The 15,953-nt window shown below is 71.9% G+C and carries 12 protein-coding genes; 4 read left to right on the top strand and 8 right to left on the bottom strand.

The features are described from left to right. The first annotated feature begins 97 nt into the window (after positions 1 to 97). Complete coding sequence (locus O7610_RS00575) at positions 98 to 466, top strand: hypothetical protein (protein ID WP_278167706.1); 369 nt, start codon at positions 98 to 100, stop codon at positions 464 to 466. A gap of 63 nt (positions 467 to 529) precedes the next feature. Here the strand turns inward: O7610_RS00575 and serA are convergent, their stop codons facing one another. The 6 genes from serA to O7610_RS00545 all read right to left on the bottom strand — a co-directional run bounded on the left by serA (position 530) and on the right by O7610_RS00545 (position 9,884). Beyond that, positions 530 to 2,128, bottom strand: coding sequence for a phosphoglycerate dehydrogenase (gene serA / locus O7610_RS00570; protein WP_281553815.1), 1,599 nt, complete (start codon positions 2,126 to 2,128; stop codon positions 530 to 532). A gap of 246 nt (positions 2,129 to 2,374) precedes the next feature. After that, the gene (gene mpgS / locus O7610_RS00565; protein ID WP_281553814.1) at positions 2,375 to 3,610 is read right to left on the bottom strand and encodes a mannosyl-3-phosphoglycerate synthase; all 1,236 of its coding nucleotides are present in this window, start codon (positions 3,608 to 3,610) and stop codon (positions 2,375 to 2,377) included. Between the two features lie 177 nt (positions 3,611 to 3,787). Next, the gene (gene ilvC, locus O7610_RS00560) at positions 3,788 to 4,867 is read right to left on the bottom strand and encodes a ketol-acid reductoisomerase (protein WP_502959098.1); all 1,080 of its coding nucleotides are present in this window, start codon (positions 4,865 to 4,867) and stop codon (positions 3,788 to 3,790) included. Positions 4,868 to 4,904: 37 nt separating this feature from the next. Then, the gene (gene ilvN, locus O7610_RS00555; protein WP_281553812.1) at positions 4,905 to 5,420 is read right to left on the bottom strand and encodes an acetolactate synthase small subunit; all 516 of its coding nucleotides are present in this window, start codon (positions 5,418 to 5,420) and stop codon (positions 4,905 to 4,907) included. 49 nt (positions 5,421 to 5,469) lie between these two features. Beyond that, entirely contained in the window at positions 5,470 to 7,359 is a 1,890-nt protein-coding gene (locus O7610_RS00550) for an acetolactate synthase large subunit (RefSeq protein WP_281553811.1), read from the bottom strand. A gap of 197 nt (positions 7,360 to 7,556) precedes the next feature. Further along, positions 7,557 to 9,884, bottom strand: coding sequence for a putative bifunctional diguanylate cyclase/phosphodiesterase (locus O7610_RS00545; RefSeq protein WP_289213541.1), 2,328 nt, complete (start codon positions 9,882 to 9,884; stop codon positions 7,557 to 7,559). A 150-nt stretch (positions 9,885 to 10,034) separates the two neighbouring features. On the opposite strand from O7610_RS00545, the gene ilvD reads away from it, so the two are divergent. Then, complete coding sequence (gene ilvD, locus O7610_RS00540; RefSeq protein ID WP_289212442.1) at positions 10,035 to 11,882, top strand: dihydroxy-acid dehydratase; 1,848 nt, start codon at positions 10,035 to 10,037, stop codon at positions 11,880 to 11,882. Between the two features lie 90 nt (positions 11,883 to 11,972). Then, a complete protein-coding gene (dinB, locus tag O7610_RS00535) occupies positions 11,973 to 13,199 on the top strand; it encodes a DNA polymerase IV (RefSeq protein ID WP_289212441.1) in 1,227 nt (408 codons plus the stop codon). A 36-nt stretch (positions 13,200 to 13,235) separates the two neighbouring features. Here the strand turns inward: dinB and O7610_RS00530 are convergent, their stop codons facing one another. Then, positions 13,236 to 13,841: a hypothetical protein gene (locus tag O7610_RS00530; RefSeq protein ID WP_289212440.1), complete on the bottom strand. Its 606-nt coding sequence runs from the start codon at positions 13,839 to 13,841 to the stop codon at positions 13,236 to 13,238. A gap of 97 nt (positions 13,842 to 13,938) precedes the next feature. Here O7610_RS00530 and O7610_RS00525 point away from each other — a divergent pair, with 97 nt between their 5' ends. Further along, positions 13,939 to 15,393 (top strand): serine hydrolase domain-containing protein, encoded by a 1,455-nt coding sequence (locus O7610_RS00525; RefSeq protein WP_289212439.1) that lies wholly within the window; start codon positions 13,939 to 13,941, stop codon positions 15,391 to 15,393. Here O7610_RS00525 and O7610_RS00520 read toward each other — a convergent pair. After that, on the bottom strand, positions 15,374 to 15,949 hold the full coding sequence (locus tag O7610_RS00520; protein ID WP_281553806.1) for a GNAT family N-acetyltransferase: 576 nt from the start codon (positions 15,947 to 15,949) through the stop codon (positions 15,374 to 15,376). The two genes, O7610_RS00525 and O7610_RS00520, sit on opposite strands and share 20 nt — an antisense overlap. Positions 15,950 to 15,953 lie beyond the last annotated feature (4 nt).

The raw sequence follows: 15,953 nt of genomic DNA, 5'->3' as shown, positions 1-15,953 counted from the left end.
CGCACAACCGGGCGCAAGGTTCCAATTCCTCTGACATTGCTTGTCGGCCACGGCACTGGGTGGAATGATCCCCCTGATGGATGGCACGCTGTGCGGCGTGACATTCGATCTAGTCGTATGGGCGTTGGACGATCAGTCCACCTCGGCGGACGTACACGCCGCACACGAACTGTGCCGGCAGGGTGAGCACGCCGACGGTGCGACCGACCGCCGGATCACGTCCTTCCACGCCGCGCTGACCGCCAGTTACCCGGATCAAGGTGCCGCTTCCACCACAGAAGACTGCCCCTGGGCAAAGGTCCCATTACATACCGCAACCGACCACGTCGAGATGAACCTGCGTCAGACCTGCGCCGACGAGGTGCTGCTCACCATCGAACGGCTGGCTCAGGAACACGATCTGCTGCTGCTCGACCCGCAGGACGGCTCGGTCTACCCGCCGCCGGCCAGCGCGTCGACCCGCTGAGCGGGCGGCGGTTCGGGGACGAGGGTCCCCGAACCGCCGAAGTCGGACGACACGTCCGGCGGGTCACTCCTCGCGAAGGTCCACCGCGCTGGCCGCGGTCGCCCCGATCGAGCTGGCGGCATTGTGCAGCGACTCCGCGCCGACGGCGGAGTCGACGGTGAGGGTCATCAGCGCCTCGCCACCGGCGGACCGCCGAGCCACCTGCATGGCGGCGATGTTGACACTGGACTCGCCGAGGATCGAGCCGATCGTCCCGACCACGCCCGGCCGGTCGGCGTACCGGAAGAAGAGCAGGATGCCCTCGGCGGACAGCTCGAGGTCGAAGCCGTCGACCTCGGTCAGCCGGACCACGTCCCGCCCGGCGGACTGCACCACGGTGCCGGAGACACTTGCCGTACCGCCGTCGGGCAGCACCCCCCGGACGGTGACCAGGTTGGGCTGGTCGACGGTGTCCGGGTGGGTGACCAGCTCCACCTCGACGCCCCGGTCGGCGGCCAGGTGCGGCGCGTTGACGTAGGTGACCTGCTCCTCGACCACCGAGCTGAACAGCCCCTTGGTGGCGGCCAGCTTGAGCACCGACACCTCGTTGCCGACGACCTCGCCGCGGACCTCGACGGTGACGCTGGCCGCGACCACCCCGGCCACCGCGGTGAACACCTTGCCGAGCTTCTCGGCCAGCGGCAGCAGCGGCCGGACATCCTCGGCGACCACCCCGCCGGCCTGCACGTTCACCGCGTCGGGAACGAACTCGCCCTGCAGCGCGAGCTTGACGCTGCGGGCCACGGCCAGACCCGCCTTGTCCTGCGCCTCGGCGGTCGAGGCCCCCAGGTGCGGGGTGGCGACGACGTTGTCGAAGGCGAACAGCGGCGACGAGGTGCACGGCTCCTTCGCGTACACGTCGACGCCGGCACCACCGACCCGGCCCTCGGCCAACGCATCGGCCAGCGCCTGCTCGTCGACGAGGCCGCCCCGGGCGGCGTTGACGATCCGGACCCCGGGCTTGACGATCGCCAGCTCCTTCTCGCCGATCAGGCCGAGCGTCTCCGGGGTCTTCGGCAGGTGGATCGAGATGAAGTCGCTCTCCCGGAGCAGCTCCTCCAGCCCGACCAGGCGAACCCCGAGCTGCGCCGCGCGGGCCGGCTGGATGTACGGGTCGTACGCGATCAGCCGGGTGCCGAACGCGGCGATCCGCTGCGCGAACAGCACGCCGATGCGGCCGAGCCCGACCACGCCGACGGTCTTGCCCTGCAGCTCGACGCCGGTGTACTTCGACCGTTTCCACTCGCCGGCCTTGAGCGCGGCGCTGGCGCTTGCGGTGTTGCGGGCCACCGCGAGCAGCAGGGCGATCGCCTGCTCAGCAGCGGAGACGATGTTGGAGGTGGGTGCGTTCACCACCATGACGCCTCGGGCGGTGGCGGCCGGCACCTCGACGTTGTCCAGGCCGACGCCGGCGCGGGCGACCACCTTCAGCTGGGGCGCGGCGGCCAACGCCTCGGCGTCGATCTGGGTGGCGCTGCGCACGATCACCGCGTGGGCGTCGGCGAGCGCGGCCAGCAGGGCGGGACGGTCCGTGCCGTCGACGTGGCGGACATCGAAGTCATGAGCGAGTACGTCGATTGCGGCGGGCGCGAGCTCTTCAGCGATCAGTACGACAGGATTCATTGGTCCTCAAAGTCGTCCGGGACGGGTATCGGCGGCGGTGGGGCGCCGCTCTGCGCCCTACGCTCCCCCGCCCGGGTGTCGCGCCGGCACGGAGGCGGCCTACCCGCGATCGTAGGCGCAGCCGTGGACGGCGCGGCTCAGGGCCGGGGGTGAGGGCCCTCACAAATCAGACCTAACACCCGCCCCCGGCCAACCGCCGCCGCACTCCGACCGCCGCCGGACCGTCAGCCGGCTGCCGCCGGACCGTCAGCCGGCTGCCGCCGGACTGACCGGATGGCGGGGGATCCGGCTGCGGACGATGCCGCCGTCACCGATCTGCCGGAACGTGCCGGCCTCCGCCTCCAGGGTGTCGTAGAGCAGGTCGAAGGCGAGCGAACCGACCGGCGGATAGACCCGCTCGCGGGGCGGCTCGGCACCCGGCGACAACGCCCCCTGGTCGGTCATGAACTCGAGAATCGCCTCGCGGACCGCCGGCAGGCACACCGGGGAGTGGTACAGCACGTTGAGCGCCTGCATCCGCATGCCCTGGACGTGCTCCTCACCCTTGTTGTCGTGGAAGTGCGGGTTGCGGGTCTCCACCTGCAGCACCGGCACCGAATGCGCCATCACCTCGGGGCTGTCGGTGTCCAGGATGCCGCCGAAGCGTTCGAACAGGTCGACGTACTCGTACGGCTCGACGGCGAAACCGCCGGCCAGCCGCAGCCGCAGGCCGAGGTCGAGGCTGAGTGCGTGCTCGCCGGCGTTGCCGGTGGCGATCACCTCGGTGCCGAAGCCGGAGTACTCGGCGATCAGCCGGTTGAGGAATCCGTTGGTGATCTCCGAACTGCGGCCCCGGCGGCTGAAGAACAGTCGACCGTCGCGCAGCTTGGGCTTGGAGTGCCAGGAAATCCGGACCATCGAATACGGGCTGTCGGCCAGGTGCAGGCCAGCGGCGTACACCTTGCAGTATTCGTGGACCGCGCCGGGGACGTAGTTGTCGGCGTCCACGTAGCCGACGTACCGGCGCCCGGTGAGCGCGGCGACCGCCATGCCGATCAGCATCGCCTCGCCCTTGCCGGTGCGGATCAGCCCGCTCTCGTCGATCAGCTCCGGCATGCCGGCGGCTTTCATCGCCGCGGCCAGCCCTGGATCTCGTTGGTGCACGGTGACCGCCGGCCGGTCCGCCGACCGGCAGAACTGCTCAACGGTATGGGCCTCGATCTCATAACGGTCCACCGGCTGCCGGCCGCTGTTCGAGACGAGCACGATCAGACAGTCGTGCGGAATACCAGAGAGCACTCCTTCGATCACCCTGCGTGTTTCATTCATGCAGGGTATGACCACCACCATGTCCCGCTCGACGGCCCGGATGTCCTCCTGAGAGACCAGCCCACGGCTGCGGTCACCGGCGACATCCCCCGAGTCCAGCTCGATGACACGCTGAAGCTCATGGATGCGAACGGCCCCGAAGCGCTCCGTACGGTGCGATTGCTCCAGACGCATGCGGGGCACATTACCCGAGGCGGCCATTAACTACCTGTAACCGTAGGTCAATTATCGGCGTCGGAAACCGACTACCCGAAACCGACCCCAAGCCGCAATCTTCCGGTAACGAAACTCCGCCCGAGATAGGCGCAGAGCCCATCACCGATCACTGTCGGTGATGGGCTCTGTCCGGCGTCAGGCGGTCTCGGTGATCGGTCGGTCGACCCAGCTCATCATGCCGCGCAGCTTCCGCCCGGTCTCCTCGATCGGGTGCGCCGCGCCCTCGGCCCGCCACTTGGCGAAGTTCGGCCGGCCCGCGTCGTCCTCGGCGATCCACTCCCGGGCGAACTCCCCGGACTGCACCTCGGCGAGGATCTTGCGCATCTCCTCCTTGACCCTGGCGTCGACCACCCGTGGGCCACGGGAGTAGTCGCCGTACTCGGCGGTGTCCGACACGCTGTAGCGCATCCGGGCGACGCCGCCCTCGTACATCAGATCCACGATCAGCTTGAGCTCGTGCAGGCACTCGAAGTAGGCGATCTCCGGCGCGTAGCCGGCCTCGGTCAGCACTTCGAACCCGGTCTGCACCAGCGCCGACGCGCCGCCGCAGAGCACCGCCTGCTCACCGAACAGGTCGGTCTCGGTCTCCTCCTTGAAGGTGGTCTTGATCACGCCGGCCCGGGTGCCGCCGATCGCCTTGGCGTACGCCAGGGCGAGACCGAAGGCAGCACCGCTGGCGTCCTGCTCGACCGCGACCAGGCATGGCACGCCCTTGCCGTCGACGTACTGCCGACGGACCAGGTGCCCGGGGCCCTTCGGCGCCACCATCGCCACGTCCACATCGGCCGGCGGGGTGATGAACCCGTACCGGATGTTCAGCCCGTGGCCGAAGAAGAGCGCCTTGCCGGCGGTCAGGTTCGGTGCGATCGCCTCGGCGTAGAGCGACCGCTGCGCGGTGTCCGGGGCCAGCACCATGATCACGTCGGCCCAGGCCGAAGCCTCGGCTGGACCGAGGACCCGCAGCCCCTGCTCCTGTGCCTTGGCCCGGCTCTTGGAGCCCTCCGGCAGGCCGATCACGACGTCGACACCCGAGTCGCGCAGCGACAGCGCATGGGCGTGGCCCTGGCTGCCGTACCCCAGCACGGCGACCTTCCGCCCCTGGATGACGGTCAGGTCGGCGTCGTCGTCGTAGAACACCTCAGCGGTCATGACTTCCCTCTCGTGTGCCCGGCCACGGTGGCCGGCTTTTCCTCGGGCGGCAGCTGCCTGCCGCAGGTCATCAGGGCCGGCAGCCGATGCTGCCGGCCGGCGGTCAGGCGGCGCGCAGCGCCGGCCCGGTGGTGATCGACCGGGAGCCGCGCCCGATCGCGACCAGACCGGACTGCACCATCTCCTTGATGCCGAACGGTTCGAGATCGCGCAGCAACGCGTCCAGCTTGTCGGTCGTGCCGGTGGCCTCGACGGTGAGGGTGTCCGGTGCGACGTCCACCACCCGGGCGCGGAACAGGTTCACCGTCTCCAGCACCTGCGAGCGCATCGCCCGGTCCGCGCGGACCTTGACCAGCAGCAACTGGCGGGCGACCGACACCGCCGGATCGAGTTCCACGATCTTCAGTACGTTGACCAGCTTGTTCAGCTGCTTGGTCACCTGCTCCAGCGGCGACGAGTCGGCGTCGACGACGATGGTGACCCGGGAGACCTCGGGGTTCTCCGTTTCGCCGACCGCCAGTGAGTCGATGTTGAACCCGCGCCGGGAGAACAGGCCGGACACCCGGGCCAGCACCCCGGGCTTGTTCTCCACCAGCACGGAGAGCGTGTGCTTGGTCATTTCTTCCTCGTCATCATCGGATTGGCCGGGTCGTGACAGGTCGTCCTCGTCACAGGTCGTCCTCGTCGAAGGTGGGCCGGACGTCCCGGGCGAACATGATCTCATCGTTGCTGGTGCCGGCGGCGACCATCGGCCAGACCATGGCGTCCTTGCCGACCACGAAGTCGATCACGACCGGGACGTCGTTGATCTCCATTGCGGCGGCAATGGTCTTGTCCACGTCCGCGGCGTTTTCGCAGCGCAGCCCGACACAGCCGAGCGCCTCGGCCAGTTTGACGAAATCCGGGATGCGGTGCTTGTGGGTGCCCAGGTCGGTGTTGGAGTAGCGCTCGCCGTAGAACAGTGTCTGCCACTGCCGGACCATGCCCAGGTTGCCGTTGTTGATCAGCGCCACCTTGACCGGGATGCCCTCCAGGGCGCAGGTGGCCAGCTCCTGGTTGGTCATCTGGAAGCAGCCGTCGCCGTCGACCGCCCAGACCACCGTCTCCGGCTGGCCGACCTTGGCGCCCATCGCGGCCGGGACCGCGTACCCCATGGTGCCCAGGCCGCCGGAGTTGAGCCAGGTGTTCGGCTTCTCGTAGGAGATGAACTGGGAGGCCCACATCTGGTGCTGGCCGACGCCGGCGACGTAGATGGCGTCCGGTCCGGCCAGCTTGCCGAGCCGCTCGATCACGTACTGCGGGGACAGCGTGCCGTCGTCCGGCTCGTCGTAGCCCAGCGGGTAGCGTTGCCGCAGGTCGTCCAGCTGCGCCCACCAGTCGCTGCGGTCGCCGGCCGGGCCGGCGGGGCGCACCGCCGGGCGGCCGGCGGGGGGGGCGGCCCGCTCCGCCGCCGGGTACGCCTCGATCAGCTCGTCGATGACGTGCCGCGCGTCGCCGACGATCGGCACGTCGGCGGTACGGTTCTTGCCGATCTCGGCCGGGTCGATGTCGGCGTGCACCACCGCCGCGCCCGGGGCGAAGGAATCCAGCTTGCCGGTCACCCGGTCGTCGAACCGGGCGCCGAGAGCCACGATCAGGTCCGCCTTCTGCAGCGCGTACACCGCCGCGACGGTGCCGTGCATGCCGGGCATGCCCAGATGCTGCGGGTGCGAGTCGGGGAACGCGCCCCGGGCCATCAGCGTGGTGACCACCGGGATGCCGGTCAGTTCGGCGAGCCGGCGCAGCCCCTCGGTGGCCTGCGCCTTGAGCACGCCGCCGCCGACGTAGAGCACCGGGCGGCGGGCACCGGCCATCAGCCGGGCCGCCTCGCGGATCTGCTTGCCGTGCGGGTGCAGGGTCGGCCGGTAGCCGGGCAGGTCCAGCGTCGGCGGCCAGGCGAAGGTGGTCTGCGCCTGCAGCACGTCCTTGGGGATGTCGACCAGCACCGGGCCGGGCCGGCCGGTGGCCGCCAGGTGGAACGCCTCGGCGAGCACCCGGGGGATCTCCTCGCCCGACTGCACCAGGTAGTTGTGCTTGGTGATCGGCAGGGTGATGCCCTGGATGTCGGCTTCCTGAAAGGCGTCGGTGCCGATCGACGGGCGGGCCACCTGGCCGGTGATGGCCACGATCGGCACCGAGTCCATGTACGCGTCGGCGATCGGGGTGACCAGGTTGGTGGCACCCGGACCGGAGGTCGCCATGCACACCCCGACCCGACCGGTGGCCTGGGCGTAGCCGGTCGCGGCGTGCCCGGCGCCCTGCTCGTGGCGGACCAGGATGTGCCGCACCGTCGAGTCGTACAGCGGGTCGTAGGCCGGCAGGATCGCCCCGCCGGGGATGCCGAACACCACGTCGACGCCGAGTGCCTCCAGGGACCGGACCAGGCAACCCGCGCCGGAGACCGGCACCGGCGGGGCCGGCGGCGGGGTCACGGCGTTGGCGAGGGTGACCGGGGTCGGCGCGGCCGCCGCGGCCGAGTGCGCGCGGTGGGCGAGGGTCTCGGGCGTGGGTCTCGTCATGACGATTCAGGCCTTCAGCTCAGTGGTCTCGTGACATGGGTCTCGGCGGCGTATCCGGCAGATGGGACCGATCGGCCGGAACCGGCAGGGATGTGGCAATAAAAACGGCCCTCGTGCAGATGCACGGGGCCAGCGCACTCTCGATCGGAGAGTGCGCTCAGGTAAGTACTCGAGACGACAGAGTCAGCGACATGGGGCTAAGCCTGACGCATCTCACGCGATGAGTCAACTGATCTCACATCCTGGGCGGCTAATGACGCCGCACCGGCGCTGGCCTGCTGATCTTCGCCGGGACGGCGGCGGCCGCCGATTCCATGCCGGTTACCGGACGACGTCGCCGCAGACAGCATCGCCTCCAGATGCTCGGCCGGCACCCCCCAGCCGAACAGCGCACCCTGCCCGAACCGGCAGCCCGCCTCCACCACGACGGCCAGCTCGGCCTGGTTGGTCACCCCCTCGGCGATGACCTCCAGACCCAACTGGTGCCCGAGCCGCATCACCACGTCGACCATCGGCGCGAACGCCCGCCGACCCGGCAGCGGCGGCGCGACCGGCCCCTGCTCCGCCACCAGGCTGTGGTCGATCTTGAGAATGTCGATCGGCAGGTTCCGCAGCTGGCCGAGCGACGAGTAGCCGGCGCCGAAATCGTCCAGGGCGATCCGTACCCCGGTGGCGCGCAGCGCCTTCAGCCGGCGGATCAGCTCCGCGAGGTCCCGGGCGACGGCATGCTCGGTGACCTCCAGCACCAGGCGTTGCGACGGCACCCGGTGCCGTCGCAACGCCTCGTCGACCTGCAGCACGTACTCCGGGGCGTGCAGCTCGTGCGGTGACACGTTGACCGACACCCAGACGTCGTGCCCCTCGGCCAGCCAGCGGGACAGCTGCCGGCACGCCTCGTCGAGCACCCAGGCACCCAGCCGGCTGATCATCCCGCACTCCTCGGCCAGCGGGATGAACTCGTCCGGTGGCACCTTGCCCAGCTCCGGATGGCGCCAACGGATCAACGCCTCGGCACCGACCGGCCGTACCGACGGCACCGCCACCACCGGCTGGAAGGCCAGCCGCAGCTCGCCGCGGTCGATCGCGCCGCGCATCTCGTGCTCCAGCCGGACCCGGCGACGCTGGGCCTGGTCGTAGGAGACGTCGTAGCGCTCCACCCGGTTCTTGCCCCGCTGCTTCGCCGAGCGCAGCGCCAGGTCCGCGTTGCGCAACAGCGTCGGCACGTCCTGCGCAGTCGAACAACAGGCCATCCCGATGCTCGTCGACACGTAGATCGGACCCTTGTCATGCGGGTACGGCTCGTCGAGGGCGCGCAGGATCCGGACCGCGACGCCGTGTGCCTCGTCCGGGTCCGGCAACGACAGCAGTACGGCGAACTCGTCGCCGCCCAACCGGGCAGCCAGCCCCGCCCCGGCCAGCTCGGCGATCAGCCGCCGGCCCACCTCGATCAGCACCGCGTCACCGACGTCATGACCCCGCATGTCGTTGACCGTCTTGAAACCGTCCAGGTCCAGGGTGAGCAGCCCGCCGGGACGCCGATCGGCGACGCAGTCGTACAGCTCACGCAGCAGCGCCCGCCGGTTGGCCAACCCGGTCAACGGGTCGGTGTGCGCCAGGTTGCGAAAGTGCGCCTCGCTGGCCGCCAGCCGGGCCGCGTACCGGCGCACGTCGAGCAGTGCCAGATACTGCCGGCTCACCAGGATGAAGCCCTCCAGGCTGCCGACCGCCACCGCGACGGTGGTGAACTCGCCGCCGCTGGCCACGTGGTAGAAGCCTGCGGCGGCCATCACCACCATCGGCAGGAACACGTAACCGGCCCCGCGCGGCACCAGGCCGGCCGGCGCGCTGCCGCCGCACCCCGGCCGTCCCCCACCGAACCAGACCAGCACCAGCCCGACCGGCAACCCGACGGCACCGACCAGGACGAGCCCCACACCGTACTGGCAGATGCCCGCCGCCGCGCCGATACCGCTGAGCCCGATCAGCACAGTGCCCGCGCCGCCGAGCAGCGGACCGGCCGGATGCCGGCCGCTGTGCAGCGCGGTCATCACCGCCACGCCGGTGATCGCGGCGACGGTCGCGGTGGCCAGCAGGATCGCCGGGCAGGCGGTCGGGGTGGCCGCGCCCAGCAGCCGGGTCGGTGGGGCGACCAGTACCCAGCCGGTGAACCACAGCGCCGCACCGACCGCCAGGCAGTCGAGCAGGTGACGCGCGGTCGGCGCGGACCGCCCGGCGGTGCCCGGCAGCCGCAGCAGGCCCCAGATCAGCAGCAGTCCGCCGAGCGCGCAGCCGACCGCGACGACCGTGGCGAGCAGACTCCGCTGAGGCTGCTGCCGATCCCACTCGGCGGCCATCGCGACGGCGCCGACCAGCCCGGTGAGCACGCTGACGGTGGTCAGCCCGGCGCCGACCGCGAGCAGCCGGTGGGCCCGGTCCGACGATCCGTCCCGGCGGCGGGCCACGACGAACAACCATCCCACGCCCAGCGCAGCCGCCAGCCCACTCGCCAACGCGAGCGCCTGCATGCCCGAGGGGAGGTGCACGCCACAACTCTGCCGGATCGGCGCCGGCCCGTGGTGCCGGGGTGCGGGTTTGCCGGCAGGAGACATCCCGACACGTGAAACGCGACACGGCTGGGACCGCCGGCCCGGCAACCGTGGTGTAACACTTGTCGAATGCCTGAGCTGCGGTCGAGGACCTCCACCCACGGTCGGACGATGGCCGGCGCCCGGGCCCTGTGGCGGGCCACCGGGATGACCGACGACGACTTCGGCAAGCCGATCGTCGCCATCGCCAACAGCTTCACCCAGTTCGTGCCCGGCCACGTACACCTGAAGGACCTCGGCGGACTGGTCGCCGACGCGGTCGCCGACGCCGGCGGGGTGGGCCGCGAGTTCAACACGATCGCCGTCGACGACGGCATCGCCATGGGCCACGGCGGCATGCTCTACTCGCTGCCCAGCCGGGAGCTGATCGCCGACGCCGTCGAGTACATGGTCAACGCGCACTGCGCCGACGCGCTGGTGTGTATCTCGAACTGCGACAAGATCACCCCGGGGATGCTGCTCGCCGCGCTGCGGCTGAACATCCCGACCGTGTTCGTCTCCGGCGGCCCGATGGAGGCCGGCAAGACCGTCGCCGTCGAGGGCGTCGTGCACGCCAAGCTCGACCTGATCGACGCCATGATCGCCGCGTCGAACGACAACGTGACCGACGCCCAGCTCGACACCATCGAGCGGTCCGCCTGCCCGACCTGCGGCTCCTGCTCCGGCATGTTCACCGCCAACTCGATGAACTGCCTCACCGAGGCGGTCGGGCTGGCGCTGCCGGGCAACGGCTCGGTGCTGGCCACCCACGCCGCCCGCAAATCGCTGTTCGTCGAGGCCGGCCGGACCGTCGTGGAGATCGCCAAACGGTGGTACGACGGCGACGACGCCTCGGTGCTGCCCCGCGCCGTCGCCAGCCGGGCCGCCTTCGAGAACGCGGTGGCCCTGGATGTGGCGATGGGCGGCTCCACCAACACGGTGCTGCACCTGCTGGCCGCCGCCCGCGAGGCCGAGCTGGACTTCGGCGTCGCCGACATCGACGACATCTCCCGCCGGGTGCCCTGCCTGGCCAAGGTCGCCCCGAACACCCCGAAGTACCACATGGAGGACGTGCACCGGGCCGGCGGCATCCCGGCGATCCTCGGCGAGCTGGACCGGGCCGGCGCGCTGCGCCGCGACGTGCACGCGGTGCACTCGCCGTCGCTGAGCCGGTGGCTGGCCGACTGGGACATCCGGGGCGGCAACGCCACCGACGAGGCGGTCGAGCTGTTCCACGCCGCCCCCGGCGGGGTGCGCACCACCGAGCCGTTCTCCACCACCAACCGCTGGTCCGGTCTGGACACCGACGCGGCGCAGGGCTGCATCCGCGACGTCGCCCACGCGTACTCCGCCGACGGCGGCCTGGCAATCCTGCACGGCAACCTGGCCCCGCAGGGCGCGGTGGTCAAGACCGCCGGGGTGCCCGACGACTGCCTGACCTTCCGCGGCCCGGCCAAGGTGTACGAGTCGCAGGAGGACACCGTCTCGGCGATCCTGGCCGGCGAGGTGGTCGCCGGTGACGTGGTCGTGGTCCGCTACGAAGGCCCCAAGGGCGGGCCGGGCATGCAGGAGATGCTCTACCCGACCTCGTTCCTGAAGGGGCGTGGCCTCGGCCGGGCCTGCGCGCTGATCACCGACGGCCGGTTCTCCGGCGGCACCTCCGGGCTGTCCATCGGGCACGCCTCCCCCGAGGCCGCCTCCGGTGGGCTGATCGCCCTGGTCGAGCCGGGCGACGAGATCGTCATCGACATCCCGGCCCGCAAGCTGGAGCTGAACGTGCCCGACGAGGTGCTGCAGGCCCGCCGGATCGCCCAGGAGAAGCGGGACCGCCCGTACACCCCGGTCGACCGGCAGCGGCCGGTATCGGCGGCGCTGCGGGCGTACGCCTCGATGGCCACCTCGGCCAGCGACGGCGCGTACCGTCTCGTCCCGGAGTGACCCGCCGCCACCCGCAGTGACCCACCGCCGCTTCGGCGACGTCTGCGCAGCTCACACCCGTTCGTCGAACATCTGTGCGATGATGACGCGGTGGCGGGTGAGGCCAGCATCCTGCACGCCGACCTGGACGCATTCTACGCCTCGGTCGAGCAGCGCGACGACCCCCGGCTGCGCGACCGGCCGGTGATCGTCGGCGCCGGCGTGGTGCTGGCCGCCAGCTACCAGGCAAAGGCGCGCGGTGTACGCACCGCGATGCCCGCCCGGCGGGCCCGGCTGATCTGCCCGGAGGCGGTGGTCGTGCCGCCCCGGATGGCGGCCTACACGGCGGCCAGTCGGGCGGTGTTCGAGGTGTTCCGGCAGACCACGCCGCTGGTCGAGCCGCTCTCCATCGACGAGGCGTTCCTCGACGTCGGCGGGCTGCGCCGGCTCGTCGGAGCGCCGGCCGACATCGCCGCCCGGCTGCGGGTCGCGGTCCGCGACCAGGTCGGGCTGCCGATCACCGTCGGGGTCGCCCGGACCAAGTTCCTGGCCAAGGTGGCCAGCGGCGTCGCCAAACCGGACGGGCTGCTGGTGGTGCCGCCCGACGAGGAGTTGGCGTTCCTGCACCCGCTGCCGGTCGAACGGCTCTGGGGCGTCGGCCCGGTCACCGCCGGCAGGCTGCGCGAACGCGGCATCACCACGGTCGGCCGGGTCGCCGGCCTCGGGGAGGCGGCGCTGGTCAGCATCGTCGGCGCCGCCGCCGGCCGGCACCTGCACGCCCTCGCCCACAATCAGGACCCGCGCCGGGTCCAGACCGGCGGCCGACGCGGCTCGATCGGCTCCCAGCAGGCGCTGGGCCGGGCCAACCGGGACCCGGCCGACGTGGACGCGATCCTCGCCGGGCTGGTCGACCGGGTCGGCCGACGCATGCGGGCCGCCGGGCGCACCGGCCGGACGGTCACCCTGCGGCTGCGGTTCGGCGACTTCACCCGGGCCACCCGCGCCCACACCCTGCCCCGGGCCACCGCCCAGACGTCGACCATCCTGGACACCGCCCGCGACCTGCTGGCCGCCGCCGGTCCGATGATCCGCGAACGCGGGCTGACCCTGGTCGGCGTCTCGGTCGGCAACCTCGACGACGGACAGGCCACCCAGTTGGCGCTGCCCCTCGATTCGGCCGACGCGCCGCCGCAGGCAGCGCCACACCCCGTCGGCCGGCAGGAGAGCCTGGACGCCGCGCTCGACGCCGTCCGGGACCGGTTCGGGTCCAGCGCGGTCAACCGCGCGGTGCTGCTCGGCCGCGACCTCGGCCCCGCCGCCCCACTGCTGCCGGACTGACCCGGCCACCGACGATGGCCAGCGTCAGGCCTCCGGTCAGCCGGCCGACACCGCCGGGTCGGCCGGCGGTGCCGCCGGCCACAGCTCGACGGCACCGGCCGCCGCCTGCCGGATCAACTCACCGGAGACCTCCACCCGGCTGTGCGGGATGTCCCGCGCCGGCCAGGCGCACCCCACCGTCACCGGGCCGTCCGGCGGCAGCGGCCACACCCAGAAGCGGGCGTCGTGCCGCTGCTGGTCGGTGCTGGCCACCACGGGCGACAGCAGCGGGCCGGCGGGTTCGCGGTCGGCCTGCGACGTGCTGCGGTGCAGGCTGCTCAGCGCCGTACCGTCGGCGAACCGGACCATCACCTGCAGGCCGCCGACCCCGTCGACCGGGGTACGCGGCCGGGGCGGCCCCGACGCGCCGGCCGGCTGCCGTGCCGGACCGGCGGCGGTCGCCGGCTCCGGGGCCCGCAGGATCGCGCTGATGTCGAACTCGAAACCCGTCGGGTACGCCAGCACACTGGTCAGGATCACCGCGGCCTGGTCACTGCGGGCCAGCAGCAGTTGCCCGGCGACCACACCGCCGAGCACCGCCACCGGGCGGGCCAGCCACGGACGCGGCGGAACGCCTGCCTGCGGAGGATCTGCGGTATCCATCGGCTAACCATGCCACGAACCTGGCATTGGTCAATGGTGCCGCAGCGGCGGGCGGTCAACGGCACCGCCGCCGGCCGCACCCGACACAATGGCGGTCATGACGACGGAGGAACGACCCGGGTCGACGCCGGACCACACCGTCGCCGGCCTCCTGCCGACGACCCGGCGGGCGCTGCTGCACCGACTCGCCGTCGGCCAGGTCGACGGGCGGGCACCGTCGATGGTGGCGGCGGTGGTCCGCGCCGACGGGCTGGTTAGGGCCGCCGGCCGAGGTGAGGTCGACCACGGCACACCGGACGCGGCGACCAGCTACCGGATCGGGTCGATCAGCAAGACCTTCACCGCAGTGCAGGTGCTGCTGCTGCGGGAGGCGGGCCGGCTGGAGCTGACCGATCCGATCCAGCGGCACCTGCCCGGCTGCGGGGTCGCGGCGACCGTGGAGCAGTTGCTGGCACACACCGGCGGGCTACCTGCCGAGCCGCCCGGCCCGTGGTGGGAGCGCACCCCCGGCGAGCTGCGCCCCGAACTGTCCGACGTGCTCGGGCCGGCGTCCGACCGACGGCCGGCCGGGCACCGCTACCGCTACTCGAATCCCGGGTACGCGCTGCTCGGCGCGCTCATCGAGCGGCTGTCCGGGCACCGGTGCGGCGACCACCTGCGGCAGGCGCTGCTCGACCCGCTCGGCATGTCCGCCACCGGCGCCGAGCCGAGTGGACGGCACGCCACCGGATGGGCGGTGCATCCGTGGGCGGATGTGCTGCTGCCCGAGCCGACGCCGCAGTACGGTCACCTCGCCCCGGCAGGACAACTCTGGTCCACCGCCGCAGACCTGGGACGGCTGGCGGCGGTGCTGCTCGGCGCGGACACCCGGCTGTTGTCGGCGGACTCGCTGGCCCGGATGCGCACCCCTGCCTCGCCGCCGGAGAGTGCGGACCCGGACTGCGGGTACGGCCTCGGCCTGCAACTGCTCCGCCACGAAGGTCTGGAGCTGGCCGGGCACACCGGCTCGGTACCCGGTTTCCTCGCCGCGCTGTGGACCTGCCCCGACCAGGACGTCGCCGCTGTGGTGCTGGCCAATGTCACGACGGGACCGCAGATCGACGAGATCGCCGCCGACCTCGTCAAGATCGTCGCTGACCGGGAGCCGGTGATCCCGCCTCCGTGGCGGCCGGCCACCGATGTCGACCTGGCGCTGGTCGACCTGACCGGACCGTGGTACTGGGGTGCGCGCCCGGTGGCGCTCCGCCTGCTCGGCGACGGCACCCTGCAGCTCACCCCGATCGGCGTGGCCAACCGGGGCACCCAATTCCGCCGTACGGCTGATGACCGATGGTTGGGCTTCAAGGGCTTCTACGCCGACGAGACGCTGCGGGTGTGCCGGGACGCGGCCGGCGCGGTCAGCCATCTCGATCTCGGCACCCTGGTGCTGACCCGGGGGCCGTACCAGCCGGCGACAGCGGTGCCGGGCGGGGTCGACCCGGCCGGCTGGCGTGCCGGCTCCGGCCAGCCGACCACCGGGACCGGCCGGTCGGTCAACGGATCCGCTGGCTGAGGATCTGGCCTGGCCACGGGCCGGTCGGCTGGTCGACGGTGAACGGCTCGGCGGCGGTGAACCCGGCCCGCTCGTAGTAGCGCACCAGCGCCCGGTCACCACCGGCGTAGCAGTCGACCCGCAACAGGGTCGCGCCGCGTTCGACGGCGAGCGTCCGCGCCCGGTCCAGTAACGCCTGACCGACCCCTCGACCGGCCCACGACCGGTCGGTGACCAGCAGGTTCACGTACAACTCGGGTTCGTTGACCGGCGGCGCGTAGGACCGGGCCGTGCCGACGGCGAGCGCCCCGACGACCCGCTCACCACCGTCGCCGGTCGGCACACAGGCCAGCACCAGGCCGCTCTCCTTCGCCCAGCCGGTGACCATCGCGATCCGGCGCGGGTCGGTCGACTGCGGTTCGGTCCCCCACTGCCCGGTACGGCCGTGTTCGGCCAGCCAGCGGACCGCGTCGTCGAGCAGCGCGAGAACCGCCGGGACGTCCGCCTGCGTGCCGGCCCGGTGGTAGATCCGAAGCTGGTCGTCGAAGCGGTCGCCGTCGTCGGTGTCACGTTGCATGCCG

It is taken from the genome of Solwaraspora sp. WMMA2065 (genome assembly GCF_030345075.1).
GTDB lineage: Bacteria > Actinomycetota > Actinomycetes > Mycobacteriales > Micromonosporaceae > Micromonospora_E.
This window is presented reverse-complemented; position numbering and strand designations above follow the sequence as displayed.

What these genes read in the sequence shown, in the direction of transcription:
- serA (WP_281553815.1), bottom strand. Translation starts at nt 2,128, where the DNA reads ATGAATCCTGTCGTACTGATCGCTGAAGAGCTCGCGCCCGCCGCAATC.
- mpgS (WP_281553814.1), bottom strand. Translation starts at nt 3,610, where the DNA reads ATGCGTCTGGAGCAATCGCACCGTACGGAGCGCTTCGGGGCCGTTCGC.
- ilvN (WP_281553812.1), bottom strand. Translation starts at nt 5,420, where the DNA reads ATGACCAAGCACACGCTCTCCGTGCTGGTGGAGAACAAGCCCGGGGTG.
- O7610_RS00550 (WP_281553811.1), bottom strand. Translation starts at nt 7,359, where the DNA reads ATGACGAGACCCACGCCCGAGACCCTCGCCCACCGCGCGCACTCGGCC.
- O7610_RS00545 (WP_289213541.1), bottom strand. Translation starts at nt 9,884, where the DNA reads ATGCAGGCGCTCGCGTTGGCGAGTGGGCTGGCGGCTGCGCTGGGCGTG.
- ilvD (WP_289212442.1), top strand. Translation starts at nt 10,035, where the DNA reads ATGCCTGAGCTGCGGTCGAGGACCTCCACCCACGGTCGGACGATGGCC.
- O7610_RS00530 (WP_289212440.1), bottom strand. Translation starts at nt 13,841, where the DNA reads ATGGATACCGCAGATCCTCCGCAGGCAGGCGTTCCGCCGCGTCCGTGG.
- O7610_RS00525 (WP_289212439.1), top strand. Translation starts at nt 13,939, where the DNA reads ATGACGACGGAGGAACGACCCGGGTCGACGCCGGACCACACCGTCGCC.
- O7610_RS00520 (WP_281553806.1), bottom strand. Translation starts at nt 15,949, where the DNA reads ATGCAACGTGACACCGACGACGGCGACCGCTTCGACGACCAGCTTCGG.